We start from the raw sequence: 26,915 nt of genomic DNA, 5'->3' as shown, positions 1-26,915 counted from the left end.
GCGAGGTTGACGCTGGAGGCTCCAGCCGCGTGCCTGCCGATGGATGGACCCCGGATCAAGTCCGGGGTGACGGGTTTGATGATGAGCGGCTCCGGTCAGAGCAGCGCCAGTTCGGCCAGCTTGCCCAGGAGTGCGGGGGGAAGGTTCTCGACCCCGCTCGCGTCGCCGCCGAGGTCGGCGGGGGCGTCGGCGTGTTCGAGGTAGCGCCAGCCCTGGTGGGCGCGCTTCGGCCTGGCCTGGACCAGGACGAGGTCGGGGGCGAGGTGGATGGCGACGCGGCCGCCGTCGGCCTCGCCGAAGTGGAGGATGGGGGAGCGGGCGACGAGCTGGTGCTTGATGATCCAGTAGAGCGAGCCGGCGCCGGCCACCTCCTCGTGCCGCTTGGGCAGGTAGCGGGTGGTGAGGAACATGCCCCCTTCGGCGGCGCGCTGGCGGAGGCGATCGGCCAGATGCTCGGCACTGGTTGCGCCGAACGCCACTTTGGTGAGGTGGAGCATGGCCAGCGATGTGGGCGCCTGCCGGCCACAATCAACAGGGGAGGGGGATCAAGGCACCAGGACGAGCGTGGCGAGGCCGAGGAAGGAGAGAAAGCCCATCACGTCGGTGACGGTGGTGACGAACACCGCCGAGGAGATGGCGGGATCGATGTCCGCCTTGTCGAGCGCGACGGGCACGACGACGCCGATCATGCCGGCGACCAGGCTGTTGATGACCATCGCCGCGGCGAACACGGCGGAGAGTTTCGGGTCACCGAAGATCAGATAGGTGCCGAGCGCGCCGACCCCGCCGAGCGCTGCGCCGTTGCAGGCGGCGACGCGGAACTCGCGGCCGAGCATCCGCAACGTGTTGGAACTGGTCAGCTGGTTGGTGGCGAGCGCGCGGACCATCACCGCCAGCGTCTGCGTGCCGGCGTTGCCGCCCATCGCCGAGACGATCGGCATGAGGACGGCGAGCAGGGCGTAGCGCGCGATCTCCCCTTGGAACAGGCCGACGACCGAGGCGGAGATCATCGTCGCGCCGAGGTTGATGACCAGCCAGGTGAGCCGCGAGCGGACGGTGCGGCGGATCGGCTCGTTGATGTCGCCCTCGCCCGCGCCGGACAGGAGAAGCGTGTCCTCGCCCGCCTCCTGCTGGATGATGTGGACGATGTCGTCGACGGTAATCATGCCGACGAGACGGCACGACGCATCGACGACGGCGGCGGAGATCAACGCGTATTTCTGGAAGCGGAGGGCGACCTCCTCCTGGTCCATGTCGGTCGGGATCAGCGTCTGCTCGCGCTGCATCACCTCGGCGACGGGGACGGAGCGCGCGGTGCGCAGGATGCGCGACAGCGCGCAGGTGCCGACCGGCTTGTGGCCGGGGTCGACGACGAACACTTCCCAGAAATCGGTGGTGAGGTCTTCCTGGCGGCGGAGGTAGTCGATGACGTCGCCGACGGTCCAGTGTTCGGGCACCGCGACCAGGTCGCGCTGCATCAGGCGCCCGGCGGATTCCTCGGGGTAGGACAGCGCCTCCTCGATGGCGGCGCGATCGTCGGGATCGAGCGCGCGGAGGACGGCGCGCTGGTCGTCCTCGTCCATGTCCTCGATGATGGACACCGCGTCGTCGGTGTCCATCTCGGCGGCGAGCGTGGCGACCTCGCCGGGGGTGAGCGCGTCGAGCAGGTCCTCGCGGACGTGCTCGTTCATCTCGGCGAACACCTCGGCGTCGAGTTCGCCGGCGACGGCGTGGGCGAGCGCGGCGCGTTCCGGCTGCGGGGTCAGCTCGAACAGGTCGGCGAGGTCGGCGGGGTGGAGCGGTTCGACCAGCGCGCGTGCCGCTGCGTGATCGCCCGTCTCGACCGCGTCGAGCACCGCGCGGACGAACTCCGGGCGCATCCGGTCGTCCTCGTCCAGCTCGTCTTCGACCTCGTGGGGAGCGGGGTGGAGCTCGGTGTCGGTCATGCCTGGCCTCCCTGCTGCAACGCCGGGTGGCGCCCTAGCCCGCCGGGTGGCGATTTGCCACCGGGGATCAGCGACCCTATCTGCCGCGCTTCCCTTTCAGGAGTTTGACAGATGGCCGACACCCCCGAGACGCTGACCCTTACCCTCGACGGCGGCGACGTGACGATCAAGCTCCGCCCCGACCTGGCGCCCGAGCACGTCAAGCGGATCGCCGAGCTGGCGAACGACGGATTCTACGACGGCGTGGTGTTCCACCGCGTGATCCCCGGCTTCATGGCGCAGGGCGGCGATCCGACCGGGACGGGGATGCACGGGTCGGACAAGCCGAACCTCCGCCAAGAATTCTCCAAGGAGCCGCACGTGCGCGGCGTCTGTTCGATGGCGCGGACCAACGATCCGAACTCGGCCAACTCGCAGTTCTTCATCGTGTTCGACGATGCGCGCTTCCTGGACAATCAGTATACGGTGTGGGGCCAGGTGACCGACGGCATGGAGCTGATCGACGCGCTGCCCAAGGGCGAGCCGCCGCGGGAGCCGGGCAAGATCGTGAAGGCGCGCGCGGCGTAAGGGCGACCTTTTCTCGTCATCCGGGCTGAAGCCAGATTCTCTCCGGACCTCTTTCTTCCCCGGCGGAGGCCGGGGCCCAGCTGGGTGAACTTGGGCCAGGATGCGGCGACCGCTCCCACCTGGGCCCCGGCCTTCGCCGGGGAGGCAGGATATGGTAGGGGGCGCCGCATTCTGCTCTGTCCCGGCATGACGTGGTTCTACCCGTCCGACCCGAGGGTTCGGACCAGCCAGTCGTGGAACAGCCGCACGGGTTTCTGCGTCAGCGCGCGGGGGCGGCAGACGAACCAGTAGCTGTAGGGGCTTTCCACCTCCACGTCGAACAGGCGGACGAGGCGGGGGTCGGCGGCGTCCTCGTAATGGCTCGCCATCATGAAGGCGACGCCGAGCCCCTGGGCGGCGGCTTCCAGCATCAGCGCGCCCGAATCGAAATGGTCGATCGCCAGCGGCTCGACCTCGCCCAGCCCGATGCGCTGGCGCCAGGCGGCAAAATTGTCCGGCATGTCGCGGTGGAGCAGCACCGTCAGCCCGGCGAGCTGGTCCGGCCGGGTGACCGGATCGGGGCCGTCGAGCAGCGACCGCGCGCCGATCACGTACACCGAATTGTGGTCGAGCCGCTTGGCGTAGAGTGCCGGGTCGATGTCGCGGGCGAGCGCGATCACCGCGTCCAGCCCCTCGCCCAGCCGCGCGATGCCGTGGCCGGCGGTGTCAATGTCGAGATGCAGTTCCGGATGCGCCTGGCGCAACGCGCCGAGCCGTGGAAACAGCCGCTGCGAGGCGAACAGCGGCAGCACGCCCAGGCGCAGGCGGAGCAGTTCGGTGCCGGCGGTGATCGCCTCCACCGCGTCCGACAGCTGGTCGAGCACGGGGGCGAGCTGCGCCAGCAGGCGCTCGCCCTCCTCGTTGAGGACCATCGCCTGATGGCGGCGGCCGAACAGCGGGCGGCCGACGAAGCGTTCCAGCGACTGGACCCGGCGGCTGAGCGCAGGGGCGGACAGCGCCAGCTCCTCGGCCGCGGCCTTGACCGATCCCAACCTGGCGACCTGAACGAACGCCTCGATCGCGCCGAGCGGCGGTAACCTGCGCATCATCTCCTCTCCCGACGATCGATTCATCCGACAAGTGGATGGCGATTGCGTCCGGTGCAATTACACTATGCCTTTTCGCACTTGCAACAAATTGTGCTGCGCCGCAAAAAGACCAGGCCTTTCAGGCATCCTCTCCTAAAAACTTTCATGGGCTGGCGCTTCGAGCGCCGGCCCTTTTTTTGTCGTCGTCGTCCGTGACGGCTTTTTGGCGGTACCGCCGTGGCGGCGGGGAACCGGCGTCCTATCTGGGGCGCTCCCCCCGCGCGAAAGGAAGCAGCATGGCCGATAGCGACACCCCCGTTCGCCGCATCCAGGTGGCGAACAGCAGGCCGGAGGATTCGGGCCGCGGCCTGGCGCATCTGCCGCGCACGCTGATGGCGGCGATCGGCGTGGGCGAGGGCGACGTGATCGAGATCGTCGGCAAGCAATCCACCCCGGCGCGCGCGGTCGGCCCCTATCCGGAGGACGAGGGGCTGGAGCTGCTGCGGATCGACGGATTGCAGCGCGCGAATGCGGGCGTGGGGTCGGGCGACTTCGTGGAGGTGCGCAAGGCCGAGTCGAAGCCGGCGACGCGGGTGGTGTTCGCGCCGGCGCAGCAGAATTTGCGGCTGCAAGGATCGTCCAACGCGCTGAAGCGGACGTTCCTGGGGCGTCCGTTCTGCCAGGGAGACGTGGTGGCGACGGCGGGGCACCAGCGCGTCGGCGACATGCCGCCGACGGTGCAGCGCTTCATGAACGCGCCGGCCTACGCGCTGCAGGAGGTGCGGCTGGCGGTGGTGTCGGCGTCGCCGAAGGGCATCGTCCATATCGACGAGAACACCGAGATCGAGCTGCGGCCGGAATATGAGGAGCCCGCCGCCGCGCGCCGCGCCGACGTGACCTACGACGATATCGGCGGCATGGCGGGAACGATCGACCAGCTGCGCGAGATGGTGGAGCTGCCGCTGCGCTACCCGGAGCTGTTCCAGCGGCTGGGCGTCGATCCGCCCAAGGGGCTGCTGCTCTACGGCCCGCCGGGAACGGGCAAGACGCGGCTCGCGCGGGCGGTGGCGAACGAGAGCGACGCGCAATTCTTCCTCATCAACGGGCCGGAGATCATGGGCTCGGCGTACGGCGAGTCCGAGGGGCGGCTGCGCGAGGTGTTCGAGGAGGCGGCCAAGGCGGCGCCCTCCATCGTGTTCATCGACGAGATCGATTCGATTGCGCCCAAGCGGGGGCAGGTGCAGGGCGAGGCGGAGAAGCGGCTGGTCGCGCAGCTGCTGACGCTGATGGACGGGCTGGAGGCGCGCGCCAACCTAGTGGTGATCGCGGCGACCAACCGGCCGGAGGCGATCGACGAGGCGCTCAGGCGGCCGGGCAGGTTCGATCGCGAGATCGTGGTCGGCGTGCCCGACGAGCGCGGGCGGCGCGAGATCCTGGGCATTCACACGCGCGGCATGCCGCTGGGCGATCGGGTCGACCTGGCTGAGTTGGCGCGGACGACGTTCGGCTTCGTCGGCGCGGACCTGGCGGCCTTGACGCGTGAGGCGGCGATCGAGGCGGTCAGGCGGATCATGCCGCGGCTGAACCTGGAGGAGCGGACGATCCCGGCGGAGGTACTCGACACGCTGTCGGTGACGCGCGAGGATTTCCTGGAGGCGCTGAAGCGCGTGCAGCCATCGGCGATGCGCGAGGTGATGGTGCAGGCGCCGACCGTGCGCTGGGACGATGTCGGCGGCCTCGACGCGGCGCAGGAGCGGCTGAAGGAAGGCGTCGAACTGCCGTTGAAGAACCCCGACGCGTTCCGGCGGATGGGCATCCGTCCCGCCAAGGGGTTCCTGCTGTACGGCCCACCGGGAACGGGCAAGACCCTGCTCGCCAAGGCGGTGGCGCGCGAGGCGCAGGCGAACTTCATCGCCACCAAGTCGAGCGACCTGCTGAGCAAATGGTATGGCGAGAGCGAGCAGCAGATCAGCCGGCTGTTCGCGCGGGCGCGGCAGGTGGCACCGACGGTGATCTTCATCGACGAACTCGATTCGCTGGTGCCGGCGCGCGGCGGCGGCCTGGGTGAGCCGCAGGTGACCGAGCGGGTGGTGAACACCATCCTGGCCGAGATGGACGGACTGGAGGAGTTGCAGTCGGTGGTGGTGATCGGCGCCACCAACCGGCCCAACCTGGTCGATCCGGCGCTGCTGCGGCCGGGGCGGTTCGACGAGCTGATCTACGTCGGCGTTCCCTCGGCCGAGGGGCGGCGGCGCATCCTGGGCATCCACACGGCGAAGATGCCGCTGGCGGGAGACGTCGACCTCGACGCGGTGGCGCAGGCGACGGACCGGTTCACGGGCGCCGACCTGGAGGACGTGGTGCGGCGTGCGGGTCTGGTCGCGCTGCGCCGTTCGCTGGACGCGCACGAGGTCGGGCAGGCGGACTTCGAGGAGGCGCTGAAGGAGAGCCGTGCCTCCGTGACGCCGGAGATGGAGCGCGACTACGAGCAGATCGCGGCGCGGCTGAAGCAGGATGCGGCGGCGATCCAGCCGATCGGCTTCGCCTTTCCGGGCAAGAGCGAGGGAGAGAAGGCGCGGTAAGCGGAACGATCAGCGCAGGGCGCGCCAGCAATAGGCGGCGAGTGCGGCCAGTGTGGCGCTGGCGACGAGGTACGGCAGCGCCGTGCCGGCGGTGTATAGCGCGACGCCGATCGACGGGCCGAGCACGAAGCTGGCCCCGTTGATGCTGGTCACCTTGCCCGCGACCGAGCCCTGCTGGGCGGCGCCGACTGCGAGCGACGAGCCCGCGGTGTAGCCGGGACGGGTGAAGCCGAAGCCCGCGCTGGCCAGCGCGAAGGCGAGGGCGAGGCCGTAGAGCGACGTGGCGAGGCCGGTGAGCGCGGTGCCGACGGCGCTGAGCAGCAGGCCGACCAGCACCAGTCGGCGGGGGCCGAGATCGAGCAGCGGGATCAGCCCCCATTGCACCAGCAGCGCGGCGCCCGCGCCCATCATCAGGACGATGCCGGTCGGCTCCAGCGCGGCGATCGGCGCGACGTGCAGCCGGTCAATGACGAGGAAGCCGATCACCTGCGCCGTCATCGCCTGCGCGTGGCCCATGACCAGCCCGGCGATCAGCCAGCCGCGCACGCGGCGGTCGAGATAGCCGACGGTGCCCTCGCGCGGTGCGGTGGCGGCGGTGACGCTCGCCCCCGTGGGCGCGCCGCCGATCGACGGATATGCGGAGGAGGTACCGCCGGTGTGCGAGCCGGCGCGATCGTCGGGCAGGAGTAGGCGAACGGTCGCCCAGACGCCGGCGCCGAACACCGCGAACAGGAAGGCGGGGCCGGCGAGCCCGATCTCCCACCCGCCGAGATGGCCCAGGATCAGATAGGGGGCGATCGCGGGTCCCAGGATGGTGCCGAGCCCGAAGGCGGACGCGAGCAATGTCAGGGCGCGCGTCCGCTCGTCGCGTCCGGTCGAGCCTGCGACCAGCGCCTGCACCGCGGGCGGCGCGGCGGCGCCGAACCCGCCATAGATCATCCGGCCGGCGACGAAGAGCGCGAAGGCGGTGCCGCCGCCGATCGCGCCGTTGATGCCGAGGGCCAGGAACAGGCCGCACAGCGTCAGCGAGACCGTGTAGCCGCCGAGGCCGGTCAGGATCATCGCGCGGCGGCCGGTACGATCAGATCGGTTCGCCCAGAACGGCGCGGCGAGCACCCAGAGCAGCGCCGACACCGAGAAGGCGAGCGCCACACCCGCGTCGGCGACGCCGAGCGAGCGGCCGAGCGCGGGCAGCACCGATTGCAGCGCGGTGTTGCCCGCGGCGACCGTCAGCATCACCAGGAACATCAGCGCGAAGTCGCGGTCGGGACGGATCACGCGCGCCTCCAGGCGTAGCTGCGCGAGACGCTCGCCACCGCGACCTCGTAGGCGTCGTACCAGTCGGCGCGACCGCGCTCGCGAATCGCGGCATGCGCGGGGTGCGCGCGCCACGCGACCGCCGCCGCCTCGTCTGCCCACCAGCTGATCGTGATGCCGCCGTCGCCGCCGCGCACGCCGTCAATTCCGCGATAGCCGGGCTGTTCGGCGGCGAGCGCCTCCATCGCCGTTGCCGCGGCGTTGTAGCCTGCGGCATCGGCGGCCGCCCGGCGCGACACGAAGATCACGGCGACCTGTCCGGTGCGATCGGGATCGGGCGCGTGGTCCATCCATCCCGCTTACGCATCACGGGCACGCGCGCCAAGCGGGGCCCTCGCACGGGGAGCGGTGAAACCCGATGGCTTGCAAGACGTTCGGCACCTGTGCGACGGGAGGATTAACACCTCGCCGATCGTGTGGGGACCACGACCGACAGGGAGCCCGATGGCCACTTCCTCTTCCGCCGCACGCCGCGTGCGCCGCCCCGCCGGCGTTCCGTCGCCGGCGCAGATGTTCTTTCAAGGGTTTCTGAAGCACCCGGTGATGGTGGGATCGATCATCCCGTCGTCCGACAAGCTGATCCGCAAGATGCTGAACCGGGTCGATTGGGACGCGTGCAAGCTGTTCGTCGAGTATGGGCCGGGGGTCGGCACCTTCTGCCGGCCGATCCTGGAGCGGATGGCGCCCGACGCGACGCTGATCGCGATCGACACCAACGCCGATTTCGTCCGCTACCTGGACGCGACGATCGTCGATTCGCGCTTCCAGGCGGTGGAAGGATCGGCGGCGGACGTCGAGCGGATCATCGCCGAACGCGGGTTTCCGCAGGCGGACTATATCCTGTCGGGGCTGCCCTTCTCGACCCTGCCGGCCGGCGTCGGCCCGGCGATCGCGGCGGCGACGCACGCGGCGTTGCGGCCGGGCGGCGCGTTCCTAGTCTATCAGTTCAGCCCCAAGGTGCGCCATTTCCTGACGCCGCACTGGAGCCGGATCGACCATGACATGGAGTGGTGGAACGTGCCGCCAGCGCAGCTCTACTGGGCGTGGAAGGACTGACGCGGCCTCTCACGTGAACCTGCCGTAAACAACGGGTTCCGCCTTCGTTCAGCGTACGGACGTTATTTCCTGCAACACGGTCGCGCCTCCATGCGTTGGCATAGCGGACCGGGCGTACTCGTGTTGGAGGTTCGAATGAACAGGTTGTTCAAGCAGATGGGATTGGGCGTCGCGCTGGCCGTGACGACCGTGGCGGCGGCGGCACCGGCGGATGCGCAGCGCTGGCGCGGCGGATATCGCGACTATCATCGCGGGGGCGGTGGCCGGGCGGCGACGGGCGCGCTGATCGGCGGCATCGTCGGGCTGGGGCTGGGTGCGGCGATCGCGAGCAGCAACAATCGCGGGCGCTATTACGATCGCGGTTATTATTACGACGCGCCGCCGCGTGTGGTGTACCGCGACCGCTATTACGCGCCGCCGCCGCCCCCGGTCGTGGTGCGCGAGCGGGTGTACGAGCCCGGATACTATGGCGGCGGCTACGGCTATGGCGGCGGTTATTACGATCGCGGTTACGGCTACGGCGGCTGGTAACGAGATGGGCGGCGCGGATGACATCCATTCGCGCCGCTTTTTTGTGGTCCGCGGCGGTCAAGCCGGGTAAGCGGCGCGGATGAGCGACACTCCGCCCGATCGCCTGTCGATCAATCCCGACAGTCCCCATTTCGACCAGCCGCTGCTGGAGCGCGGCATCGGCATCCGTTTTAAGGGTGCCGTGCGCAACGACGTGGAGGAATATTCGATCTCCGAAGGGTGGATCCGCGTCGCGCTGGGCAAGAAGGTCGATCGCAAGGGACGCCCGTTGACGCTGAAGCTGGTCGGGCCGGTCGAGGCGTGGTTCGAGCGACCGGCGGAGAGCGCGGCCGAGGCCGAGGGCGAGACGGCCGAGCGCTGATCCTCGCGCGCGTGGGGGCGCCGTCACCTTCGCCCTTCCGCGCTTTCGGCACTCCTTTCCTCTCCATGAGGAGAAGGAAACGGTGGCGAAGGATGAGCGACTCGATGTTCGTCATGCCGGGCTCGTCCCGGCATCCAGAATTTCCAGCGGTGCGCTGCTTGGCTCTGGATGTCGGGACGAGCCCGGCATGACGGGGTGGAGGAAAGGTGGGGCGGGAGCCGTTGGCCTCGCATTCGTGGAGCCATGCTTCCGATCGGGCCTGAGGTGATGCAGGCAGACGCTAGCTGTTTGATCCCGGCATTTGATGGTGCGGGTTTGATGTGAAGCGATTTAGTTCGTTTTGCCATGTCTTGCAGATGGCCTCGTAGGGCGTGAGCCCTTTGAGTGTTTTGAGCCTGCGGCCGAAATTGTAGGCGGCGACGAAGTCGCCGAGGTGCTGCTGAAGCTGGTCATGACTGTCGTAATGGTAGCGTCTGAAGGTCGCTTCCTTGATCGTCCGGATCATCCGTTCCACCTGCCCGTTGGTCCACGGGTGCTTCACCTTGGTCAGGCGATGCTCGATGCCGTTTTCGTCGCAGACGCGGTCGAAAATGTGGTGGAAGGCGTATTTGTCGCAGGCGCGGTTGGTGAACTGGATGCCGTTGTCGGTCAGCACGGTGTGGATGGTGTACGGAACGGCCGCGACCAGGTTACGCAGGAACTGGGCGGCGATCATCTTGCCGGCCTGCTCGTGCAACTCGACGAAGGCGAACTTGCTGGTCCGGTCGATCGCGACGAACAGGCGTAGCTTGCCCTCTGCTGTCTGAACCCTGCGATATCGATGTGGAAATAGCCGATCGGGTAGGTCTTGAACTTGCGCTTGGGCGTCTTGTCGCCGGTTACCTCGGGCAGTCGGCTGATCCCGTGACGTTGCAGGCAGCGATGCAGCGACGAGCGCGTCAGATGCGGAATGGTCGCCTGTAACGCATAGAGGCAGTCGTCCAGCGGCAGCAGCGTGTGGCGGCGAAAAGCAACGATGACCGCCTCTTCCTCGATGGTCAGAACCGTCGAGTGCGGATCCTTCGGTCCGGTAGGCAGGTCCTTGACCGCCGTGCGCTTCTTCCACTTGGCGACAGTCTTTTGGTTGATGCCGTGGCGCTTCGCCAGCACTCTCAGGCTCTCTTCACCATGCTGTATCGCTCGACGGACTGCCTCTGTCGTGCGGGCGCTCCCGTGTAGAACCTGCCCCATAGTGCATCCTTCCAGGCTTGCGCCGATGATGCACCATCAAATGCCGGGATCAAACACCTAGGCCGCCTCCAGCTGCTCCTGCGCGTCGAGCCAGCGGGATTCGGCGGCGTTGATCTTGGTCTGGATCTCGGCGCGGCGCTTGTTGAGCTCGGTCATCGACAAGCGGCTGAAGCGCGGCTCGGCGGTGGCGGGGTCGGCCATGGCGCGGTCGATCGCGTCGCGATCGGCGGAGAGGCGGGCGGTGTCCGCCTCCAGCTCGCGGATGGTGCGACGGAGCGCGAGGTCGCGGTCGCGCCCCTCGGCGGTGACCTTCTTGCCCTTGGGCGACTTGGCCGTGTCCGGCGAGCCTTTCAGGATGAAGGCCATATAGTCGTCGATCGAGCCGTCGAACTCGCGCGCCTGGCCGGCGTCGACCAGGACGAGGCGGTCGGCGGTCATCTCCAGCATGTGGCGGTCGTGGCTGACGAGCAGCACCGCGCCGGTATAGGAATTGAGCGCCTGGATCAGCGCCTCTCGCGCGTCGACGTCGAGGTGGTTGGTCGGCTCATCGAGGATCAGGAGGTGGGGGGCGTCGCGGGTGATTAGGGCGAGGGCGAGGCGTGCCTTCTCGCCGCCGGACATCTTGCCGACCTGGCCGGTGGCGCGGTCGCCGGAGAAGCCGAAGCGGCCGAGCTGCGCGCGCACCGCCGCCGGCGTGGCGCCGGGCATGATGCGCGTCATGTGGGCGAGGGGCGTGTCGTCCGCTTCCAGCTCCTCGACCTGATACTGGGTGAAATAGCCGACCTTCATCTTGGTGGACGAGGACATGGTGCCGTCGATCGGGGCGAGCTGCGCCGCGAGCAGGCGGGCGAGCGTGGTCTTGCCATTGCCGTTGCGGCCGAGCAGCGCGATGCGGTCGTCGGGGTCGAGACGGAGGTTGAGCCGCTTGAGGATGGGCACGTCGTCGTAGCCCACGCTCGCCATGTCGAGGGTGATGAGCGGGGGGCGGAGTTCGGCGGGATCGGGGAAGTCGAAAGACAAGGTGGGGTCGTTGTAGCTCTCCGCGATGGGCTGCATCTTGGCGAGCATCTTGGCGCGGCTCTGCGCCTGTTTGGCGGTGGAGGCGCGGGCGGAGTTCTTGGCGATGTACGCCTGCAACTTCTCGCGCTGGGCGGCCTGCGAGGCGCGGGCGGCCTCGACCTGGGCGAGGCGCTCGGCGCGCTGGCGCTCGAAGGCGTCGTAGCCGCCGGGATAGAGGGTGAGCTTGCCGCCTTGCAGGTGAAGGATGTGATCCACGACGTTGTTCAGGAAATCGCGTTCGTGGCTGACGATGAGGATCGTCGCTTTGTAGCCCCGCAGGAAATCCTCGAGCCACAACACGGCTTCGAGGTCGAGGTGGTTGGAGGGCTCGTCCAGCAACAGCACGTCGGGTTGGGAGAAGAGAAGCGCGGCGAGGGCCACGCGCATCTTCCAGCCGCCGGAGAAGCTGTCGAGCGGGCGCTGCTGCATCTCCTCGTCGAAGCCGAGGCCGACCAGGATGCGCGCGGCACGGGCGGGGGCGGTCCAAGCGTCGATGGCGAGCAGGCGCTCGTGCACGTCGCCCAGCCGGTCCATGTCGCTATGGTCATCCGCCTCCAGCAGGAGGGCGGCGCGCTCGGTGTCGGCGGCGAGCACGGTGTCGAAGGGGGTGGTGTCGCCGTGCGGTGCCTCCTGCGCGATGTAGCCGAGGCGGCTGCCGCGCGGCATCTCCGCCGTGCCGTCGTCGGGTTCGAGCAGGTTCGCCACCACGCGGACGAGCGTCGACTTGCCGGCGCCGTTGCGGCCGATCAGGCCGACGCGGCTGCCCGGCGGCAGCGACGCGGAGGCGCGGTCGAGGATCGTTCGGCCGCCGAGCCGGACGGTGATGCCGTTGAGGTTGAGCATGGCGGCCCCCTAGCCGATCGGCCCTGCAATCGCCAGCTTGGCGGGCATGTACGCCGGCCGCCCCTCCACGCCCGAGCGCCTGCGGGCGGGCGCGATCACCGCGGTGGTCGCGGGGGCGATCGGCTGGGCGCTGATCGCGGGGCTGGCGATGGGGCGGGGCGTGCCGGTGGGCGAGGCGCTGACGACGTTCGAGGTGGCGCCGCCGCCCGAGCCGCCGGCACGCGTGGTGCCGAAGCGGACGCGGAGCCACCGGCCGGAGGGGCGGGCGGCGCCGGCGGGATTGCGCGCCCGAGCGACGGAGGTGGTCGCGCCGGTGCCGCTGGTGCCGATCGTGACGCCGCCGCCGATCGTCGCGGCGCCGGTGGCGGGAACGGGCGCGGCGGCGACGCAAGGCGCGGCGGCGCGGCCGGGGCCCGGACCGGGGGCGGGCGGGATCGGCGACGGGCGCGGCTCCGGCGGGGACGGGGACGGCGACGGGGGCGAGGGGTACGAGACGAAGCCGCGCTGGCTGCGCGGGGGGCTGCGCTACCGCGACGGCGGCGACCAGTTCGGCGACGCAGTGATCGGGCGGGCGGTGTCGCTGCGCTGCACGCTGGAGGTGACGGGGCGCGTGACGGGCTGCGTCGCGGCGCGGGGGAGCGGGTTGCCGGGGCTTGACGCGCTGATCGCCCGCCTGTCGGAGGAGCGGTATCGCTACACGCCCTGGCTGGACGAGGACGGGCGGCCGGTGCGCTCGACGATCCTGATCGATCACTCATGGGGGGAGGAGTAAAGGGCGGGAAGATCGCTTCCGGCCTCACCCTTCGCCGCCTTCGGCGTCTTTTCCCTCTCCCGGTGGGAGAGGGAAGGACGGACGATTCAAGCGGTGTGGGCGGCGGACTTCTACCTCGACGGGCGATCCGATCATGTCGACATCCGCTGATGAGGTTGCTCGGCACCTCCGGCCTTTTTGCGCGTTGGGGTGAGGAAGGAGCATGCATATGGCGAGCGATCGCATCGTCGCCGTGGGTCTGCTGACCGCCGCCGACGTGGCCCTGCTGGGGCAAGGATTTCGACGGCTGTACCCCGTTCCGCGAGGCGGGGATTTCGGCGGGTTGCTCGACGCGCTCGACCGGGTGACGTTCGAAGAGGAGAGGGCGATGAGCATGCCACGGCCAGAGGAGGCACCCAGCGAGGTCAGTGCGGTCGACGGTCGGGTGCTGGTCGACGGGCCGGGCGGGGTCGCGATCACCTTCACCGCCGACGCGGCGCGCGAGACCGGATTGCGGTTGCAGCGCGCGGGCGAGGAAGCGGCCGGGCAGACGGTGCGGGACGACGACGGGGAGTAGCGGGCCCGGCGCCGTTACGTGCTTTCCTGCTCACGGCGGAAGCCGGGAGCGGGATAGGGACGGCGGTGTCGGACGTTGCATGTGATTACCCGGGCTTTCCCGACTGGGCCCCGGCCTTCGCGAGACCTCTGCGAAACTACTTCGTCATGCCGGACTTGTTCCGGCATCCACCGTGCCGCAAGCCAATAAGCTGTTGATTTCGCGGCACCATGGACCCCGGATCAAGTCCGGGGTGACGGAAGAAGAATTGCCCTTCGAGGAGTTTCGCAGAGGTCTCGCCTTCGCCGGGGTGGAAGAAATGGCGTTTTAGCCATATGGGTACATTGTGCTTGACAGCGTCGCGCTGTTTCGGTACATAACAGGAACGCTGAAGAATTGTCGATGGGCCGGGACGGTCGGGGCGGTGAGCCTCGATCGTCGCCGGCCCGTCGTCGTTCGGGGCGCAGACGTGGGGCGGGACGAGGCTTTCGGGGGAGGGCGAGATGGGTGACGAGGTGAAGGCGGGGCCGAACCGGGCGGCGTACGTGCGGCGGCAGGGGCCGAATGCGTTGACGGCCGCCAAGCGGCAACGTTTCCTGGACGTGATGGCGGCGACGGCCAATGTTCGGCGGGCGGCGGAGGAGGCGGGGGCGTCGCCCGCCTCCTTCTACAAGCTGCGCCGCCGCGACCTGGGCTTCGCGGCGGCGTGGGACCAGTCGCTGGACGACAGCTTCACGATGCTGAAGGGCAAGCTGCTGGAGAGCGCGCTGGGCACCGCGGAGCAGGAGCCGGGCGATCCCGACCGGGCCGGGATCACCGACCGGTTCGATCCGACGCTCGGGCTGCAGCTGATGAAGCTGCACGAGGCGTGCAACAAGGTGCCGTCGAATTACGGCAGGGCGTCCGGCTGCAAGCAGGTGCCGATCGAGGACGTCGAGCGGTCGCTGCTGCGCAAGCTGGCCGCGCTCCGGCGACGGCTGGAACAGGCCGGCGTCGACACGCCCGAGCTGCCCTCGTGAGGCGGGTGAAGGGGGCGGTCGCGGCCGGAGCGCGGGTCGACCTGCGCCGGCAGGTCGAGTGGCTGGCGCTGCTCGACCCGGTGTATCAGCTGACGACGCTGAGGCGATTGAGCGTGGGTGAGCGGCGGACGCTGGATGCGGCATGGCCGGTCTGGGCGCATGCGGGGCAGATGCCGGCGGTCGGCAGCGAGCGGGGCGACGACCGGCCGGATGACGGCTTCGCGATGCTCGATGGATCGAGCGTTCGGGTGATCGACCTGCCGCTCGCCGCGATCGGGCGCGAGGTGCGGGTGATGGCGTCGGGTGTGGATGATCCGCGCGCGGTCGAGGCGCGCGCGACCGTCCACGGCCTGGCGGTGCGTCCGCCGCCGCCGGCGCAGGTGCGCGCGGAGAGGACGGCCGACGGCGTTCTGCTGCGCTGGGCACGGCGGAGCCGGGCCGGGTGGCGCTCGATCAACGGGGTCGAGGTGCCGCTGGGCGAGGAGGCGGAACGCTACCGGATCACCCTGATCGCCGCGGACGGCGGCGTGCGCGAGATCGAGAGCGAGGTGCCGTGGCTGGCGGTGGCCGGCGCGGCGTGGGCGGAGGCCGTGTGCGTCGAGGTGCGCCAGCGCGGAACCTGGGCGGAATCATGGGCGACGACGATCGAGGGAGGAGACAGGAGATGACCATCAGGACCGCGCGACTCGCGCTCGATCTGCTTGAGCCGGGGCAGTCGCAGAAGGAACTTCATCATAACGAGGCGCTGGCGCTGCTCGATCTCGGCGTGCAGGCGTCGGTGATCGCCGCGGGAACCGACGTGCCGCCGCAGATGCCGGAGCCCGGGCAATGCTGGATCGTCGGCACGGTCCCGACCGGCGCCTGGACGGGGCGGCCCCAGGCGATCGCGGGATGGACGGCAGCTGGCTGGCGCTTCGTGGCGCCGCGCGAGGGACTGGTCGCGTGGGACGAGGGGCGGCACGTTTGCCAGCGTTTCTCGGCAGGTAGGTGGCAGGCGGGCGTGGTGCGCGGCACCGAGCTGGATATCGCCGGCGAGCGCGTGGTGGGGCCGCGCGCCGGGGCGATCGCGGCACCCGCGGGCGGCGGCACCGTCGACGCGGAGGCGCGTGCGACGCTGGCGGCGTTGCTCGCGGCACTGCGCGGGCATGGATTGATCGCTTTCTAGTTCTGTGGCCGTGGAGCAACAGTTGCGAAGTTTGTCATCTTGCGTGGAAACCAAGCCCATTCTAGGAGGTTTGCGTCGTCCGTAGTGACAACAAGGAAAGGGGACTATGATGCGGAAGCTTGCCATCGTACTGGCACTCGCCTCCACCGCCATCGCCGCACCCGCCCTCGCCCGCGATAACTCGTGGTACGTGGGCGTCGAAGGTGGCGCGATGATCGTGGAAGATATCGATTATGATATCGCAACGCTCAACAACGCGGCAACTGCCGACCATGATTACGGCTACGACGTCGATGCCGTGATCGGCTACGATTTCGGTGGCTTCCGCCTCGAGACCGAGGTTGGTTACCGTGAGGCCGTTCTCGACGGCTATCGCAGCACGACCACGACGCCAGCCTTCACGGCGACGGGCGCTCGCGCGAACGTCGCGGCTGGCAACTTCGACTATGCCGGTGGCCGCACGTCGGCGCTCAGCTTCATGCTGAACGGCCTGCTCGACTTCGGTGACGACGACGGCATCCAGGGCTTCGTCGGCGGCGGTGTGGGCGTCGCCCGCATCAAGGCCGACAACTACGCGCTCAATCAGCGTGGCGCGTTCCTCGACGATTCGGACACGGTGTTCGCTTATCAGGGCCTCGCCGGCGTTCGCGCGCCGCTGACCGACCACCTGGACGCGACGCTGAAGTATCGCTTCTTCAACGCCGACGATGCGAACTTCGTCGACGTGTCGGGTCGCAACTTCGAGGGCCGCTATCGCTCGCACTCGATCCTGGGTGGCGTAGCGTACAACTTCGGTACGCCGACGCCTCCGCCGCCCCCGCCGCCCCCGCCGCCGCCCCCGCCGCCTCCTCCCCCGCCGCCCCCGGCACCGGAGCCGGTGGTCTGCTCGCCCGGACCGTTCATCGTGTTCTTCGAGTGGGACAAGTCGGACATCACCCCGGAGGCCGCGTCGATCCTCGACAACGCCGTTACCCAGTACCAGAGCTGCGGCAATGCGCAGGTCATGCTGGCGGGCTACACCGACACGTCGGGTTCGAGCCAGTACAACCAGGGTTTGTCGCAGCGTCGCGCCGACGCGGTGAAGGGCTACATGTCCTCGCGTTCGATCCCCGATGGCGTCATCACGACCTCGGCATTCGGCGAGACCAACCTGCGCGTGCAGACGGCCGACGGCGTCCGCGAAGTGCAGAACCGTCGCGTGGAGATCACCTACGGTCCGGGTTCGGGCCAGTAAGCTCCACCGTCACGGTGAAACGGATTGGGGAGGTCGGCGCAAGCCGGCCTCCCTTTTTCGTTGGGGAGTACTGTTCGGTTGGTGGATGCATTGGCCGGTGCATCAGCGCATGATGCCGGTCGCTGGAATCCAACTCGATCACGTCTAGTCACCCGGAGCCTTCGGCGTCTTCCCTCTCCCGTTCGGGGTTGCAAGGTGAACAGCATCCCATGCTGTCCAGGTCATGCCGGGGGGATGGCCGACCTGATACTGGACGGAGCAGCGCAGCGGCGGAGGGTGAGGGTGACCACGCCTGATCGACATCGACGCTAGAGTCGGCTTCGATCAGCTTTCGTCATCCGTTCGTGCTGAGCGCCGTCGAAGCATCTTGTGGAGGCGTGCCCTCCGACTTCGCTAAGGGCGAACGGACGTGAATACAACTGATCGAATTTGAGGCTAGCCTCTCCTCAGGACGAACGGAAGTGGAACGACCTGACGTTATCCCGCTTTCGATAGTCGAGTTGCTGGCTAATGCCGTTCAACCACTTCACCTATCGATGATCTCGTAGATGGTGGCGCGGGTCGCGAGGGCGCAGCGGATACGGGCTGTCGGTCAGCGCAAAAATGGGACGCGCAACCAGGCCGCTGGCAGCCACCCGCCCGATCAACTCGCCGAATTAACGCATCTCCTGCTCGGTCAGGAGGCGTGGGATCGCGCGCACCGGGCCCCGACAAGCGGTCGTGCAATGGGGGGAGGCGCCTGTGGGTAGCGCCTCCCATCAGTTCCGATCAGCCGATCGCTTCCTTCACCTTGTCGGCGGCCTTGGCGAGCAGGCCCTTCTCGGCCTCCTCCGCCTCCGCCTTGGTGCGGAAGGCGGCGCCTTCCGGCTCGGCGGGCGGCGCGTAGACGGAGAACAGCTTCAGCGCACCGGTGCCCTTGTTGACGACGTTGTGCTGCGCGCCCTTGGGCACCACGACCAGGTGGTTGGCGGTGGCACGCGTGTTGGCGCCGTCGATCGTCACCTGAGCCTCGCCGTCGACGATGAAGGTGGTCTGATCAGCGCGATGCGTTTCCATGCCGATCTCCTCGCCGGCGGGGATGCTCATCAGCACGATCTGCACCTTGGCGTCGCGATAGACCTCCTTTTGCCAGAAGTCGTTGGTGGTCGCGAGATCGACCATGTCCTTGTTGAAGATCGCCATGTCATGTTTCTCCTGATGCCGGAGAACAGGACGCGCGGGCGGGTGCCCGCGTTCCGTCAGCCGCGGCGGCCGACCGCGCGGGCGAGCGCGAGCACGGGCTCCTCGGCGACGATCGCCCCGGGGTTGCCCGGTGCCATGACGGCACGTTCCGCGGCGCGGACGCGCGCGAGCGCCTCGGCAAGCATCGCCGGCGTCCAGCGGCGCAAGCTCCGGGCGGTGGAGGCTTCCTCGCGGAAGAAGACGCGGTGGCGCTTCATCACCGCGTCGATCGCGTCGCCGCGGTTGAGGTCGGCGCGCATCTCGGCCAGCGTCGCCAGGCGGCGGGCGAGCTGGCGCAGCCAGGGGATTGGCGACACATTCGCCTCCGCCAGGCGCGCGAGTTCGGCGGCGAGCGCGTCGGCGCGGCCCTCGATCACCGCCTCCACCGCGGCGCCCGTCTCCGCCTCGTCCAGGTCGGCGCCGATCGCGTCCAGCGCGGCGTGGTCGAGTTCGCGCGGGCGATCGGGCGCGGCGTCGAGGAACAGCGCCAGCTTGGCGATCTCCTGCGCCAGCACCGCGCGATCGCCGCCGGTCGCCGCCACCAACCGGGCGGCGGTGCCGGCGGCGAGGCGCAGTCCTTCCTCGCCCGCCAGCGTCGCGGCCAGCCGCTCGGCATCGGCGGCGGTTGGCGGGTAGCAGGCGAAGGCGAGCGCGGCGGATGAATCCAGCGCGAGCTTGGTTAGCTTGGACGTGGTCTTCAGGCCCGGCCCGATCGCGACCACCGGATTGCCCGCGCTCTCCGCCTCCAGCAGCGCGGTGACGGCGGCGAGGCTCTCATCGCCGATCGCGGTGATCCTGATCCAGCGTTGGTCGCCGAACAGCGACATCGACGCGGCCTCGTCGGCGAGGCGCGCGGGATCGCCGCGCAACGTCGCGCCGTCGAGGTCGACGCGCTCCGCCCCCGCGCCCACCGCCTGGCCCAGCAACTGGGCGAGCGCGCCCGCACCCGCCTCGTCAGGCCCATGCAGCAGGTGGAAACGGATGCCCGGGCGCGGATGCTGGAGCGCCTGGCGGATCTGGTTGGCGTTGGCCTTCACGGCGCCGGCGCGTTGGCCGCACCGGGCGTGGACGTGCGCCGCGCGTAGAGCGCCAGCCGAGCGACGATCTGGTCGGCGACGATGCCGCTCAGCCGTTCCAGCGCGGTGTTCTCCGCCGCGATCGTGGCGTATTCGGACTGGACCACGTCGATGCCCGCGTCCGAGCCGGCAGTCGCGTCGAGCAGCACCGCCCCGTCGGCCAGGTTCACCAGCTGGTAGCGCGCGCGCAGCGTCCGCCGCTCGCGCGTGACCGAGTCGTCGCGGCGCACGCCCAGGCCGGCGATGCGGTCGTTGAGGCGCACGTCGAGGCGATAGATGGCGGTGCCGCCCCCGTTCCCGTTGCTGCCCAGCCGGTCGCGCAGCGCGCCCGCCATCAGCCAGCCCGCCTTGCCCTCGATGGGAGGGATCTCGATCTGGGCCAGCGCGGCCGTCACCGTACCCGCGCCGCCATAGAGCGGGCGCAAACCGCACGCCGCGAGCAGCGTCAGCAGGGCGAGGGCGATCAGGCGCCTCATGCCACCAGGTTCACCAGGCGGTCGGGCACGACGATGACCTTGCGCGGCGCCTTGCCGTCGAGCGCGCGCACGACCTTCTCGCTGGCGAGTGCCGCCGCTTCCGCTTCCTCGCGCGCGATGCCCTTGGGCAGGAGCAGCGTGTCGCGCAGCTTGCCGTTGACCTGGACGGCGACGGTCACCTCGTCGTCGACCAGCATCGCCGGGTCGATCATCGGCCAGGCGGCATCGGCGATCAGGCCGTCGTTCCCCGCGGCGGCCCACGCCTCCTCGGCCAGATGCGGCACCATCGGCGCGGCGAGGCGGAGCAGCGTCGCCGCCGCATCGGTGCGATCGCGCGAGGGCGTCGCCTTCTCCACCGCCGCGGCGAGCGTGTAGAGCAGCGCCACCGCCTTGTTGAACTGCAACCCCTCGATCGCGTCGGCGACGCCGGCGGTGGTGCGGTGGGCGAGCTTCCGCAAGGCCAAGTCATCGCCATCCGCCGCGTCGGCCTGGCCGACCAGCCTCCACAATCGCTGGACGAAGCGCCACGCGCCCTCGATGCCGTTCTCCGACCATTCCAAGTCGCGCTCGGGCGGCGAGTCGGAGAGCATGAACCAGCGCACCGCATCGGCGCCGTACTGGTCGACGATCGGCTCGGGATCGATCACGTTCTTCTTCGACTTCGACATCTTCTCGATGCGGCCGACCGTAACGGCGTCGCCGGTCGCGGTTTCGACGCCGTTCGCCACGTCGTCGGGCGACAGCCAGCGGCCGTCCGCCGACTTGTACGTCTCGTGCGTCACCATGCCTTGCGTGAACAGGCCGGCGAACGGCTCCGCCACGTCGAGCTTGCCGATATGCTTCAAGGCGCGCGTCCAGAAGCGCGCGTAGAGCAGGTGCAGGATCGCGTGCTCGACGCCGCCGATATACTGGCCGACCGGCAGCCAGCGCTCCGCCTCCGCGCGGTCGAACGGCTTGTCGTCGGGCTGGCTGGCGAAGCGGATGAAATACCAGGAGGAATCGACGAAGGTGTCGAGCGTGTCGGTCTCGCGCACCGCCGGTTCGTCGCACGCCGGGCACGCCACGTGCTTCCACGTCGGGTGCCGGTCGAGCGGATTGCCGGGCACGGCGAAGCTCACGTCCTCCGGCAGGACGATCGGCAGCTGATCCTTGGGCACCGCGACTGGCCCGCACGAGGGGCAGTGGACGATCGGGATCGGCGTGCCCCAGTAACGCTGGCGGCTCACCCCCCAGTCGCGCAGGCGGTAGACGGTCGATCCGGTGCCCCAGCCGCCAGCCTCCGCGCGATCGACCACCGCGCGCTTCGCCTCCTCGATGTCCATCCCGTCGAGGAAGTGCGAGTTCACGATGGTGCCGGCCCCGGTGAATGCGGTGTCGCCGACGAAGACGGGCCCGTCTTCCGCCCCGTCGGAGACGACGCGCTTGACCGGCAGGTCGTATTTGCGCGCGAAGTCCAGGTCGCGCTGGTCGTGTGCGGGCACGCCGAACACCGCGCCGGTGCCATATTCCATCAGCACGAAATTGGCGATGTAGACCGGCAGCTCCCACGACGGATCGAGCGGGTGGCGCGCGCGCAACCCGGTGTCGAAGCCCTGCTTCTCCTGCGTCTCCAGCTCGGCGGCGGTGGTGCCGCCCTGCTTGCACCGCTCCACGAAGGCGGCGGCTTCCGGCGAACGCTCTGCGACCGCGCGGGCGATCGGGTGGTCGGCCGCGACCGCGACGAAGCTCGCGCCGAAGATCGTGTCGGGGCGGGTGGTGAAGACCTCGACCTCGCCCCCCGTGGCGATCTCGAACCGGAAGCGTAGCCCGCGGCTGCGCCCGATCCAGTTCTCCTGCATCAGCTTGACCTTGTCGGGCCAGTGATCGAGCCCGCCCAGCCCCTCGATCAGCTCGTCCGCGAAGTCGGTGATCTTGAGGAACCACTGGGAAAGCTTGCGCTTCTCGACCACCGCGCCCGACCGCCAGCCGCGCCCGTCGATCACCTGCTCGTTGGCGAGCACGGTCATGTCGACCGGGTCCCAGTTGACCGACGATTCCTTGCGATAGACCAGCCCGGCCGCGAACAGGTCCAGGAACAGCGCCTGCTCGTGCCCGTAATAATCGGGCTCGCACGTCGCCAGCTCGCGGCTCCAGTCGAGCGCGAAGCCGAGCCGCTTGAGCTGCGCCTTCATCGTCTGGATGTTGGCGCGCGTCCAGTTGCCCGGATGCACGCCCTTCTCCATCGCCGCGTTCTCGGCGGGCATCCCGAACGCGTCCCAGCCCATCGGGTGGAGCACCGCGTGCCCCGTCATCCGGCGATAGCGCGCCAGCACGTCGCCCATGGTGTAGTTGCGCACGTGCCCCATGTGGATGCGCCCCGACGGGTAGGGGAACATCTCCAGCACGTAGGCGCGGGGGCGGTCCGAGGTCGTATCGGCGGCGAAGGTCTGCCGCTCGTCCCACACCGTCTGCCAGTGCGCGTCGGCCTTGAGCGCGTTGAAGCGCGTGGTGGTCACGGGCAGATCAGCCGGCAACCGACGACCGGCGCAAGTCGCGCGCTCGGGTCAGGATCAGGTCCTCCAGCCGCTGCGTCGTCGCCGCCTGCACAGGGGCGGAAACCCACTGGCCGCCGCGGTTGGTCTCGCGCAGCGCCGCCACGCGCACCGCGTCGGCGCGCAGGTCCTGGTCGAGGATCGACACCGTCACCTTCATCCGCTCGGTCGGGGTCTGCGGATTGACGTACCAGTCGGTGACGATGACGCCGCCGTTCGAGTCGGTCTGGACCAGCGGCATGAACGACAGCGTGTCCAGCGTCGCGCGCCACAGGTAGGAATTGACGCCGATCGTCGTCACCTTGCTGGCGGCGAGGTCGCCCTTCGGCCGGTCGCTCTTGCCGGCGCACGCGGAAAGCGAGAGCGCCAGGGCGGCGGAAACCGCGAGCGTGGCGGCGGAACGGCGGATCATGGGCGTTTTCCCTGAGGTATGGGGGCCGGGCAAAGGCGTCCCTCGGGCTCTACAAGCGTGCCGCACGGCTAGCAAGTTGGCGCGCCGTCCCCATCTCCGCCATTCTCTGCTGTGCCGTACGGGCAACACCTGCGCGAAATCGCCGCGGGCCGTGGTGCGGCCGGATCGAACCGTGCTAGCCGCGGTTCCGGACAGGCTTGGAAAGGTCGGACAATGCGCAGGGTACGGGGGGTGGCAGCAGCGGCGGGGGTGGCGATGATCGCCGCGACCGCGCTTGCCGCGTCCGCATCCGGCGCGGTGGACAAGGCGCCCGCGCCCAAGCGGCAGATTGCCCGCGCGCTGGGCGGCTTCACGCCCGCCGCCGGCGACCCGCGCCTCGCCGCGCTGTTCGGCCGTGCCGGCATGGCGGGCAGCTTCCGCTTCACCCCGGCCGAGACGCGCGCCGATTCGCGCGCGGTGACCATGTCGGTCCGCACGCGCACCAGCACGGCCGCCGATCCGGGCCGTGTTGCCGTTGCCGACACGGGCGCGACGATCGGGATGGCGCCGATCGCGTACAGCCTGGGCGCGTCGGTCGGCTGGCGGCGGCTGGCGCTGTCGGGCGACGTCGCGCGCGTCGACCTGGGCGCGCAGCCGGGCGGGCGCGAGGCGGCGGACGTGGCGCTCAGCTACACCGCGCCGCGCTGGAGCGGCCGGGTCAAGGCGCAGGCCGACCGTCCGATCGATGGCACGCCGCGCGCGATCGCCGACCTGCCGAGCTACTCGGTCGATCTGGGCGGCTCCTACTCGCTGACCCGCAACCTCGATGTCACCGCCGGCGTCCGCTACCAGACCGACCGCGAACGCCTCGCCCGCCTCGACGAGCGCCGCGACAGCCGGGGCGTGTACGTAGGAACGGCGTTCCGGTTCTAAGGCGAAGGGCGCCGCGCGCCGCCCCGGCGCCCGACTCGCCCAAGCCCGGCCGGCGTCGTACAACGACGACCGACGACGCGGCTTCGCCGTGGCGGGATTTGGCGTTCCGGACGACTGCCCCGCACCCGCTCTCGCGAGCACAAGCGACACTTCCTTCGTCACCCCGGACTTGATTCGGGGTCCATGGTTCCGCACACGCGCGGGCAGCGGCTCCTGCGGCACGATGGACCCCGGATCAAGTCCGGGGTGACGAGGGGCCTCTCCATCTCCTCCCAACCAACGTCCGTCATGCCGGGCTCGTCCCGGCATCCAGAGCCACGAGCGTCAACGCCGCTTGGCCCTGGACCCCGGCACTAGGCCGGGGTGACGAGGTACTGACCCAAACCCGTTCGCCCTGAGCCACGTCGAAGGGCAGCCGCGCGCGGGCGGCTTATGGCCCGTGCTTCGATGTCGCTCAGCACGAACGGGTCAACGCGATGTCCTTCTGCTTCGAGCCAGACCGACAACGCCCCCTCAAACCCAAGCATCGATCGCCGCCCACCCTGCGAACCCCAGCGCCCGCACCCGGCGCCATCGCCGCTCGCTCATCCCCCCCAGCGCCACCACCGGCACCCCCAGCCCGCGCCCGATCCGCGCCGCGCGCGCCGCGCCCAGCCCCGCCGCGCCCGGATGCGACCGCGTCGCGAACACCGGCGACACGAACAGCACCGCCGCCCCCGCCCGCACCCCCGCCAGCGCCTCCCGCCGATCATGCGCCGGCCAGGTCGTCGCCCCCGCCACCCGCCCGTGCCGCGCGTGAGGAAGCGGCGGATCGGCCGCGACCAGCACCAGCCGCCGCGCCCGCGCGATCCGCCGCACGCGCACGAACAGCGCCCGCCGCTCGGCCGCGGGCGTCGCGTGATGGCGGAACACCACGCCGCTGCCCGGCGGCAACCGCCGCAGCGCGCGCCACAGGCCCGTGCCCATCCGCTCGTCGGTCATCAGCCAGCGTTCGGGGTATCGATCGGCCACGCGCGCACCTATAGCGCGGCCATGAACGAACGGGACAGGCTGGCCGCGATCCACGCGCGCATCGCCGCGGCGGCGAGGATCGCCGGCCGCGAACCATCGGCGGTCGAATTGGTCGCGGTCAGCAAGACCCGCGCGGCGGACGAGATCGCCCCCCTGATCGCCGCCGGCCAACGCGTATTCGGCGAGAACCGCGTGCAGGAGGCGCAAGGCAAGTGGCCGGGCCTGCGCGACGAGCATCCCGGCCTGTCGCTCCACCTGGTCGGCCAGCTCCAGTCGAACAAGGCCGCCGACGCGGTGGCGCTGTTCGACGCGATCCACGCCGTCGACCGTTCTTCGCTGGTCGCCGCGCTCGCCCGCGCGATGGACGCGGCCGACCGCCGGCCGAGCTGCTTCGTCCAGGTCAACATCGGCGACGAGGCGCAGAAGGGCGGCTGCGCCGTCACCGACCTGCCCGCGCTGCTCGCCGAGGCGCGCGCTGCCGACCTGCCGGTCGCCGGCCTGATGGCGGTGCCGCCCGCCGGGGTCGAGGCTGCGCCTTACCACGCGCTGCTCGCCAAACTGGCGCGCGATCACGGGCTGGCGGGGCTCAGCATCGGCATGTCCGACGATCTGGAAACCGCGGTGACGCTGGGCGCCACCCATGTCCGCATCGGCACCGCGCTGTTCGGGGCGCGCGCGTGACGCCGGAGGCGCTGCTCTTCGACTTCGACGGTGTGCTGATCGAGAGCGAGGCGGCCGGCAATCGCCACATCGCCGACTGGCTCTCCGCCAACGGCCACCCGACCAGCGCGGCGGACTCGATGGCGAATTTCATGGGCCTGTCGGGCCCCGCCTTCACCGACGCGATCGAGCGCTGGATCGGCGGCCCGCTCCCCGCCGGTTTCGCCGAGGCGCGGCGAATCGAGGATGCGCGCGTCCTGGCCAAGGGCGTCGGCGAGGTGACGGGCGCCGTCGCCTTCGTCCGCGCGCTCCCGGCGGACCTGCCGCGCGCCATCGTCTCGTCCAGCTCCACCGCCTGGATCGCCGCCCACCTCGATCATCTGGGTCTGCGCGACGCGTTCGGCGACCATCTCTACTCGGGTCGCGAGCACGTCGCGAACGGCAAGCCCGCGCCCGACCTCTACCTCCACGCCACCGCCGCGCTCGGCGTTGGAATGGAGGATTGCGCGATCATCGAGGATTCGTTCGTCGGCGTCACCGGCGCGGTGAAGACCGGCGCGACCGTTATCGGCCTGTGCGCCGGCACCCACTGCGCGTCGGATCATGCGGAGCGGCTGCTGGCGCTCGGCGTGGATGCGGTGGCAGCGGACTTCGCCGAGGTGGCGCGGTTGCTGAGGCTTCACCTCCGTTCGCCCTGAGGAGCCGTTGAGCGAAGCCGAAACGGCGTCTCGAAGGGTGTGTGCTTCGAGATGAGGCTTCGGCTTAGCTCAGCCTCTCCTCAGCACGTACGGTACTTTGGGTGGATGTCGATTCGACATACAATTGGGAATGTAGTCGTTATGTCGGCAAATTAGCAAATGATTGAAGGCGATAAATAGCTTCGGCTAGGCATTCATCCCGAGATGCCGCTTAATATCCGTTATTTTCATCCGAGAACCGAGTGGGTTCGACCCAATTCTTTTTTTTGGCAGCGCGCCGGCGAAATAGGAAAATTACCCACCATATTTCAAACATAAGCATTGCGATCAGCGCAACGTTCGTCATGGTTGGGGAGGATCGGATAAGGTAATAACGACAAAGAAGGGGATTAAGGGCCACGCCATCAACGCCCGTAGATCAGAATAGAATAGATCATCCCTGAAGCTGATCTGAGTGTCAATCGTATCTACGAAATCTTGCCACAGCGATGCCATGCGAGTCAGTAGCGTCGCCGTACGAAACATCGCAAGCCACGTTAGCATCGGATGCTGTCAAAGGCGCTGTCCTACAAACCCCAAATCAGCTACAGACAGCGGACAAGATCCACGCCGCTCTTTCTCATTATTGCACGAT

The 26,915-nt window shown here is 69.4% G+C and carries 26 protein-coding genes and 1 pseudogene; 14 read left to right on the top strand and 13 right to left on the bottom strand.

All coding sequences use genetic code 11. The annotated features are described in order from the left end of the window. Nucleotides 1-95 precede the first annotated feature (95 nt). Together BM145_RS11100 and mgtE are read right to left on the bottom strand one after the other, a co-directional pair. Complete coding sequence (locus tag BM145_RS11100; RefSeq protein WP_093333716.1) at nucleotides 96-497, bottom strand: DUF1489 family protein; 402 nt, start codon at nucleotides 495-497, stop codon at nucleotides 96-98. Nucleotides 498-545: 48 nt separating this feature from the next. Continuing rightward, nucleotides 546-1,946: a magnesium transporter gene (mgtE, locus tag BM145_RS11095; RefSeq protein WP_093333715.1), complete on the bottom strand. Its 1,401-nt coding sequence runs from the start codon at nucleotides 1,944-1,946 to the stop codon at nucleotides 546-548. 111 nt (nucleotides 1,947-2,057) lie between these two features. Here mgtE and BM145_RS11090 point away from each other — a divergent pair, with 111 nt between their 5' ends. Continuing rightward, nucleotides 2,058-2,513: a peptidylprolyl isomerase gene (locus BM145_RS11090; RefSeq protein ID WP_093333714.1), complete on the top strand. Its 456-nt coding sequence runs from the start codon at nucleotides 2,058-2,060 to the stop codon at nucleotides 2,511-2,513. A gap of 197 nt (nucleotides 2,514-2,710) precedes the next feature. Here the strand turns inward: BM145_RS11090 and BM145_RS11085 are convergent, their stop codons facing one another. Next, entirely contained in the window at nucleotides 2,711-3,598 is an 888-nt protein-coding gene (locus tag BM145_RS11085) for a LysR substrate-binding domain-containing protein (RefSeq protein ID WP_093333801.1), read from the bottom strand. Between the two features lie 278 nt (nucleotides 3,599-3,876). Between BM145_RS11085 and BM145_RS11080 the strand changes: the two genes are divergently transcribed. Further along, nucleotides 3,877-6,162 (top strand): CDC48 family AAA ATPase, encoded by a 2,286-nt coding sequence (locus BM145_RS11080; protein ID WP_093333713.1) that lies wholly within the window; start codon nucleotides 3,877-3,879, stop codon nucleotides 6,160-6,162. Nucleotides 6,163-6,171: 9 nt separating this feature from the next. On the opposite strand, the gene BM145_RS11075 is transcribed toward BM145_RS11080, so the two are convergent. Further along, nucleotides 6,172-7,410 carry an MFS transporter gene (locus BM145_RS11075; protein ID WP_093333800.1) on the bottom strand — a complete coding sequence of 413 codons (1,239 nt, stop codon included), beginning with the start codon at nucleotides 7,408-7,410 and terminating at the stop codon, nucleotides 6,172-6,174. Between the two features lie 26 nt (nucleotides 7,411-7,436). Continuing rightward, nucleotides 7,437-7,769: an antibiotic biosynthesis monooxygenase family protein gene (locus tag BM145_RS11070; protein WP_093333712.1), complete on the bottom strand. Its 333-nt coding sequence runs from the start codon at nucleotides 7,767-7,769 to the stop codon at nucleotides 7,437-7,439. Between the two features lie 154 nt (nucleotides 7,770-7,923). Here BM145_RS11070 and BM145_RS11065 point away from each other — a divergent pair, with 154 nt between their 5' ends. From BM145_RS11065 to BM145_RS11055, 3 genes are all read left to right on the top strand, one after another. After that, nucleotides 7,924-8,535, top strand: a complete 612-nt coding sequence (locus BM145_RS11065; protein ID WP_093333711.1) for a class I SAM-dependent methyltransferase — start codon at nucleotides 7,924-7,926, stop codon at nucleotides 8,533-8,535. 135 nt (nucleotides 8,536-8,670) lie between these two features. Then, nucleotides 8,671-9,066: a hypothetical protein gene (locus BM145_RS11060; RefSeq protein WP_093333710.1), complete on the top strand. Its 396-nt coding sequence runs from the start codon at nucleotides 8,671-8,673 to the stop codon at nucleotides 9,064-9,066. A 79-nt stretch (nucleotides 9,067-9,145) separates the two neighbouring features. After that, nucleotides 9,146-9,427: a DUF3297 family protein gene (locus BM145_RS11055; protein WP_093333709.1), complete on the top strand. Its 282-nt coding sequence runs from the start codon at nucleotides 9,146-9,148 to the stop codon at nucleotides 9,425-9,427. Nucleotides 9,428-9,707: 280 nt separating this feature from the next. On the opposite strand, the pseudogene BM145_RS11050 reads toward BM145_RS11055, so the two are convergent. Further along, a pseudogene (locus BM145_RS11050) lies at nucleotides 9,708-10,657 on the bottom strand (IS481 family transposase). 57 nt (nucleotides 10,658-10,714) lie between these two features. Next, nucleotides 10,715-12,559, bottom strand: a complete 1,845-nt coding sequence (locus tag BM145_RS11045) for an ABC-F family ATP-binding cassette domain-containing protein (protein WP_093333708.1) — start codon at nucleotides 12,557-12,559, stop codon at nucleotides 10,715-10,717. A 46-nt stretch (nucleotides 12,560-12,605) separates the two neighbouring features. Here BM145_RS11045 and BM145_RS11040 point away from each other — a divergent pair, with 46 nt between their 5' ends. The 6 genes from BM145_RS11040 (at nucleotide 12,606) to BM145_RS11015 (ending at nucleotide 17,284) form a co-directional block, all read left to right on the top strand. Then, nucleotides 12,606-13,331 (top strand): energy transducer TonB, encoded by a 726-nt coding sequence (locus tag BM145_RS11040; protein ID WP_245739269.1) that lies wholly within the window; start codon nucleotides 12,606-12,608, stop codon nucleotides 13,329-13,331. A 208-nt stretch (nucleotides 13,332-13,539) separates the two neighbouring features. Next, on the top strand, nucleotides 13,540-13,887 hold the full coding sequence (locus BM145_RS16400; RefSeq protein ID WP_245739268.1) for a hypothetical protein: 348 nt from the start codon (nucleotides 13,540-13,542) through the stop codon (nucleotides 13,885-13,887). A 482-nt stretch (nucleotides 13,888-14,369) separates the two neighbouring features. Then, on the top strand, nucleotides 14,370-14,885 hold the full coding sequence (locus tag BM145_RS11030) for a hypothetical protein (protein WP_093333707.1): 516 nt from the start codon (nucleotides 14,370-14,372) through the stop codon (nucleotides 14,883-14,885). After that, the gene (locus tag BM145_RS11025; protein WP_093333706.1) at nucleotides 14,882-15,553 is read left to right on the top strand and encodes a hypothetical protein; all 672 of its coding nucleotides are present in this window, start codon (nucleotides 14,882-14,884) and stop codon (nucleotides 15,551-15,553) included. Before BM145_RS11030 ends, BM145_RS11025 begins: the two co-directional genes overlap by 4 nt. Beyond that, nucleotides 15,550-16,050 carry a DUF2793 domain-containing protein gene (locus BM145_RS11020; protein WP_093333705.1) on the top strand — a complete coding sequence of 167 codons (501 nt, stop codon included), beginning with the start codon at nucleotides 15,550-15,552 and terminating at the stop codon, nucleotides 16,048-16,050. Before BM145_RS11025 ends, BM145_RS11020 begins: the two co-directional genes overlap by 4 nt. 109 nt (nucleotides 16,051-16,159) lie before the next feature. Then, nucleotides 16,160-17,284, top strand: a complete 1,125-nt coding sequence (locus tag BM145_RS11015) for an OmpA family protein (protein ID WP_093333797.1) — start codon at nucleotides 16,160-16,162, stop codon at nucleotides 17,282-17,284. A 768-nt stretch (nucleotides 17,285-18,052) separates the two neighbouring features. Here BM145_RS11015 and BM145_RS11010 read toward each other — a convergent pair. The 5 genes from BM145_RS11010 to BM145_RS10990 are packed head-to-tail and all read right to left on the bottom strand — an operon-like array spanning nucleotide 18,053 to nucleotide 23,000. Next, complete coding sequence (locus BM145_RS11010) at nucleotides 18,053-18,466, bottom strand: cupin domain-containing protein (protein ID WP_093333704.1); 414 nt, start codon at nucleotides 18,464-18,466, stop codon at nucleotides 18,053-18,055. A gap of 56 nt (nucleotides 18,467-18,522) precedes the next feature. Next, entirely contained in the window at nucleotides 18,523-19,542 is a 1,020-nt protein-coding gene (gene holA / locus BM145_RS11005; protein ID WP_093333703.1) for a DNA polymerase III subunit delta, read from the bottom strand. Continuing rightward, nucleotides 19,539-20,057, bottom strand: coding sequence for an LPS assembly lipoprotein LptE (gene lptE / locus BM145_RS11000; protein ID WP_093333702.1), 519 nt, complete (start codon nucleotides 20,055-20,057; stop codon nucleotides 19,539-19,541). Before lptE ends, holA begins: the two co-directional genes overlap by 4 nt. Further along, the gene (leuS, locus tag BM145_RS10995) at nucleotides 20,054-22,552 is read right to left on the bottom strand and encodes a leucine--tRNA ligase (protein ID WP_093333796.1); all 2,499 of its coding nucleotides are present in this window, start codon (nucleotides 22,550-22,552) and stop codon (nucleotides 20,054-20,056) included. The genes lptE and leuS overlap by 4 nt, the downstream gene beginning before the upstream one ends. Before the next feature lie 7 nt (nucleotides 22,553-22,559). Further along, nucleotides 22,560-23,000 carry a DUF3576 domain-containing protein gene (locus BM145_RS10990; RefSeq protein ID WP_093333701.1) on the bottom strand — a complete coding sequence of 147 codons (441 nt, stop codon included), beginning with the start codon at nucleotides 22,998-23,000 and terminating at the stop codon, nucleotides 22,560-22,562. Between the two features lie 213 nt (nucleotides 23,001-23,213). On the opposite strand from BM145_RS10990, the gene BM145_RS10985 reads away from it, so the two are divergent. Further along, complete coding sequence (locus BM145_RS10985; RefSeq protein ID WP_093333700.1) at nucleotides 23,214-23,912, top strand: hypothetical protein; 699 nt, start codon at nucleotides 23,214-23,216, stop codon at nucleotides 23,910-23,912. 513 nt (nucleotides 23,913-24,425) lie between these two features. On the opposite strand, the gene BM145_RS10980 is transcribed toward BM145_RS10985, so the two are convergent. Next, nucleotides 24,426-24,923, bottom strand: a complete 498-nt coding sequence (locus BM145_RS10980) for a thiamine phosphate synthase (RefSeq protein WP_342741810.1) — start codon at nucleotides 24,921-24,923, stop codon at nucleotides 24,426-24,428. Between the two features lie 21 nt (nucleotides 24,924-24,944). On the opposite strand from BM145_RS10980, the gene BM145_RS10975 reads away from it, so the two are divergent. Together BM145_RS10975 and BM145_RS10970 are read left to right on the top strand one after the other, a co-directional pair. Then, the gene (locus BM145_RS10975; RefSeq protein ID WP_093333699.1) at nucleotides 24,945-25,604 is read left to right on the top strand and encodes a YggS family pyridoxal phosphate-dependent enzyme; all 660 of its coding nucleotides are present in this window, start codon (nucleotides 24,945-24,947) and stop codon (nucleotides 25,602-25,604) included. After that, nucleotides 25,601-26,281: an HAD family hydrolase gene (locus BM145_RS10970; RefSeq protein WP_093333698.1), complete on the top strand. Its 681-nt coding sequence runs from the start codon at nucleotides 25,601-25,603 to the stop codon at nucleotides 26,279-26,281. Before BM145_RS10975 ends, BM145_RS10970 begins: the two co-directional genes overlap by 4 nt. Nucleotides 26,282-26,915 lie beyond the last annotated feature (634 nt).

The sequence above is a fragment of the Sphingomonas rubra genome, from assembly GCF_900115745.1.
Lineage (GTDB): Bacteria > Pseudomonadota > Alphaproteobacteria > Sphingomonadales > Sphingomonadaceae > Sphingomonas > Sphingomonas rubra.
This window is presented reverse-complemented; position numbering and strand designations above follow the sequence as displayed.

Coding starts and splice junctions, on each gene's coding strand:
- BM145_RS11100 (WP_093333716.1), bottom strand. CDS start 497: ATGCTCCACCTCACCAAAGTGGCGTTCGGCGCAACCAGTGCCGAGCAT.
- mgtE (WP_093333715.1), bottom strand. CDS start 1,946: ATGACCGACACCGAGCTCCACCCCGCTCCCCACGAGGTCGAAGACGAG.
- BM145_RS11090 (WP_093333714.1), top strand. CDS start 2,058: ATGGCCGACACCCCCGAGACGCTGACCCTTACCCTCGACGGCGGCGAC.
- BM145_RS11085 (WP_093333801.1), bottom strand. CDS start 3,598: ATGCGCAGGTTACCGCCGCTCGGCGCGATCGAGGCGTTCGTTCAGGTC.
- BM145_RS11080 (WP_093333713.1), top strand. CDS start 3,877: ATGGCCGATAGCGACACCCCCGTTCGCCGCATCCAGGTGGCGAACAGC.
- BM145_RS11075 (WP_093333800.1), bottom strand. CDS start 7,410: ATGTTCCTGGTGATGCTGACGGTCGCCGCGGGCAACACCGCGCTGCAA.
- BM145_RS11070 (WP_093333712.1), bottom strand. CDS start 7,769: ATGGACCACGCGCCCGATCCCGATCGCACCGGACAGGTCGCCGTGATC.
- BM145_RS11065 (WP_093333711.1), top strand. CDS start 7,924: ATGGCCACTTCCTCTTCCGCCGCACGCCGCGTGCGCCGCCCCGCCGGC.
- BM145_RS11060 (WP_093333710.1), top strand. CDS start 8,671: ATGAACAGGTTGTTCAAGCAGATGGGATTGGGCGTCGCGCTGGCCGTG.
- BM145_RS11055 (WP_093333709.1), top strand. CDS start 9,146: ATGAGCGACACTCCGCCCGATCGCCTGTCGATCAATCCCGACAGTCCC.
- BM145_RS11045 (WP_093333708.1), bottom strand. CDS start 12,559: ATGCTCAACCTCAACGGCATCACCGTCCGGCTCGGCGGCCGAACGATC.
- BM145_RS11040 (WP_245739269.1), top strand. CDS start 12,606: ATGTACGCCGGCCGCCCCTCCACGCCCGAGCGCCTGCGGGCGGGCGCG.
- BM145_RS16400 (WP_245739268.1), top strand. CDS start 13,540: ATGGCGAGCGATCGCATCGTCGCCGTGGGTCTGCTGACCGCCGCCGAC.
- BM145_RS11030 (WP_093333707.1), top strand. CDS start 14,370: ATGGGTGACGAGGTGAAGGCGGGGCCGAACCGGGCGGCGTACGTGCGG.
- BM145_RS11020 (WP_093333705.1), top strand. CDS start 15,550: ATGACCATCAGGACCGCGCGACTCGCGCTCGATCTGCTTGAGCCGGGG.
- BM145_RS11015 (WP_093333797.1), top strand. CDS start 16,160: ATGCGGAAGCTTGCCATCGTACTGGCACTCGCCTCCACCGCCATCGCC.
- BM145_RS11010 (WP_093333704.1), bottom strand. CDS start 18,466: ATGGCGATCTTCAACAAGGACATGGTCGATCTCGCGACCACCAACGAC.
- lptE (WP_093333702.1), bottom strand. CDS start 20,057: ATGAGGCGCCTGATCGCCCTCGCCCTGCTGACGCTGCTCGCGGCGTGC.
- BM145_RS10990 (WP_093333701.1), bottom strand. CDS start 23,000: ATGATCCGCCGTTCCGCCGCCACGCTCGCGGTTTCCGCCGCCCTGGCG.
- BM145_RS10985 (WP_093333700.1), top strand. CDS start 23,214: ATGCGCAGGGTACGGGGGGTGGCAGCAGCGGCGGGGGTGGCGATGATC.
- BM145_RS10975 (WP_093333699.1), top strand. CDS start 24,945: ATGAACGAACGGGACAGGCTGGCCGCGATCCACGCGCGCATCGCCGCG.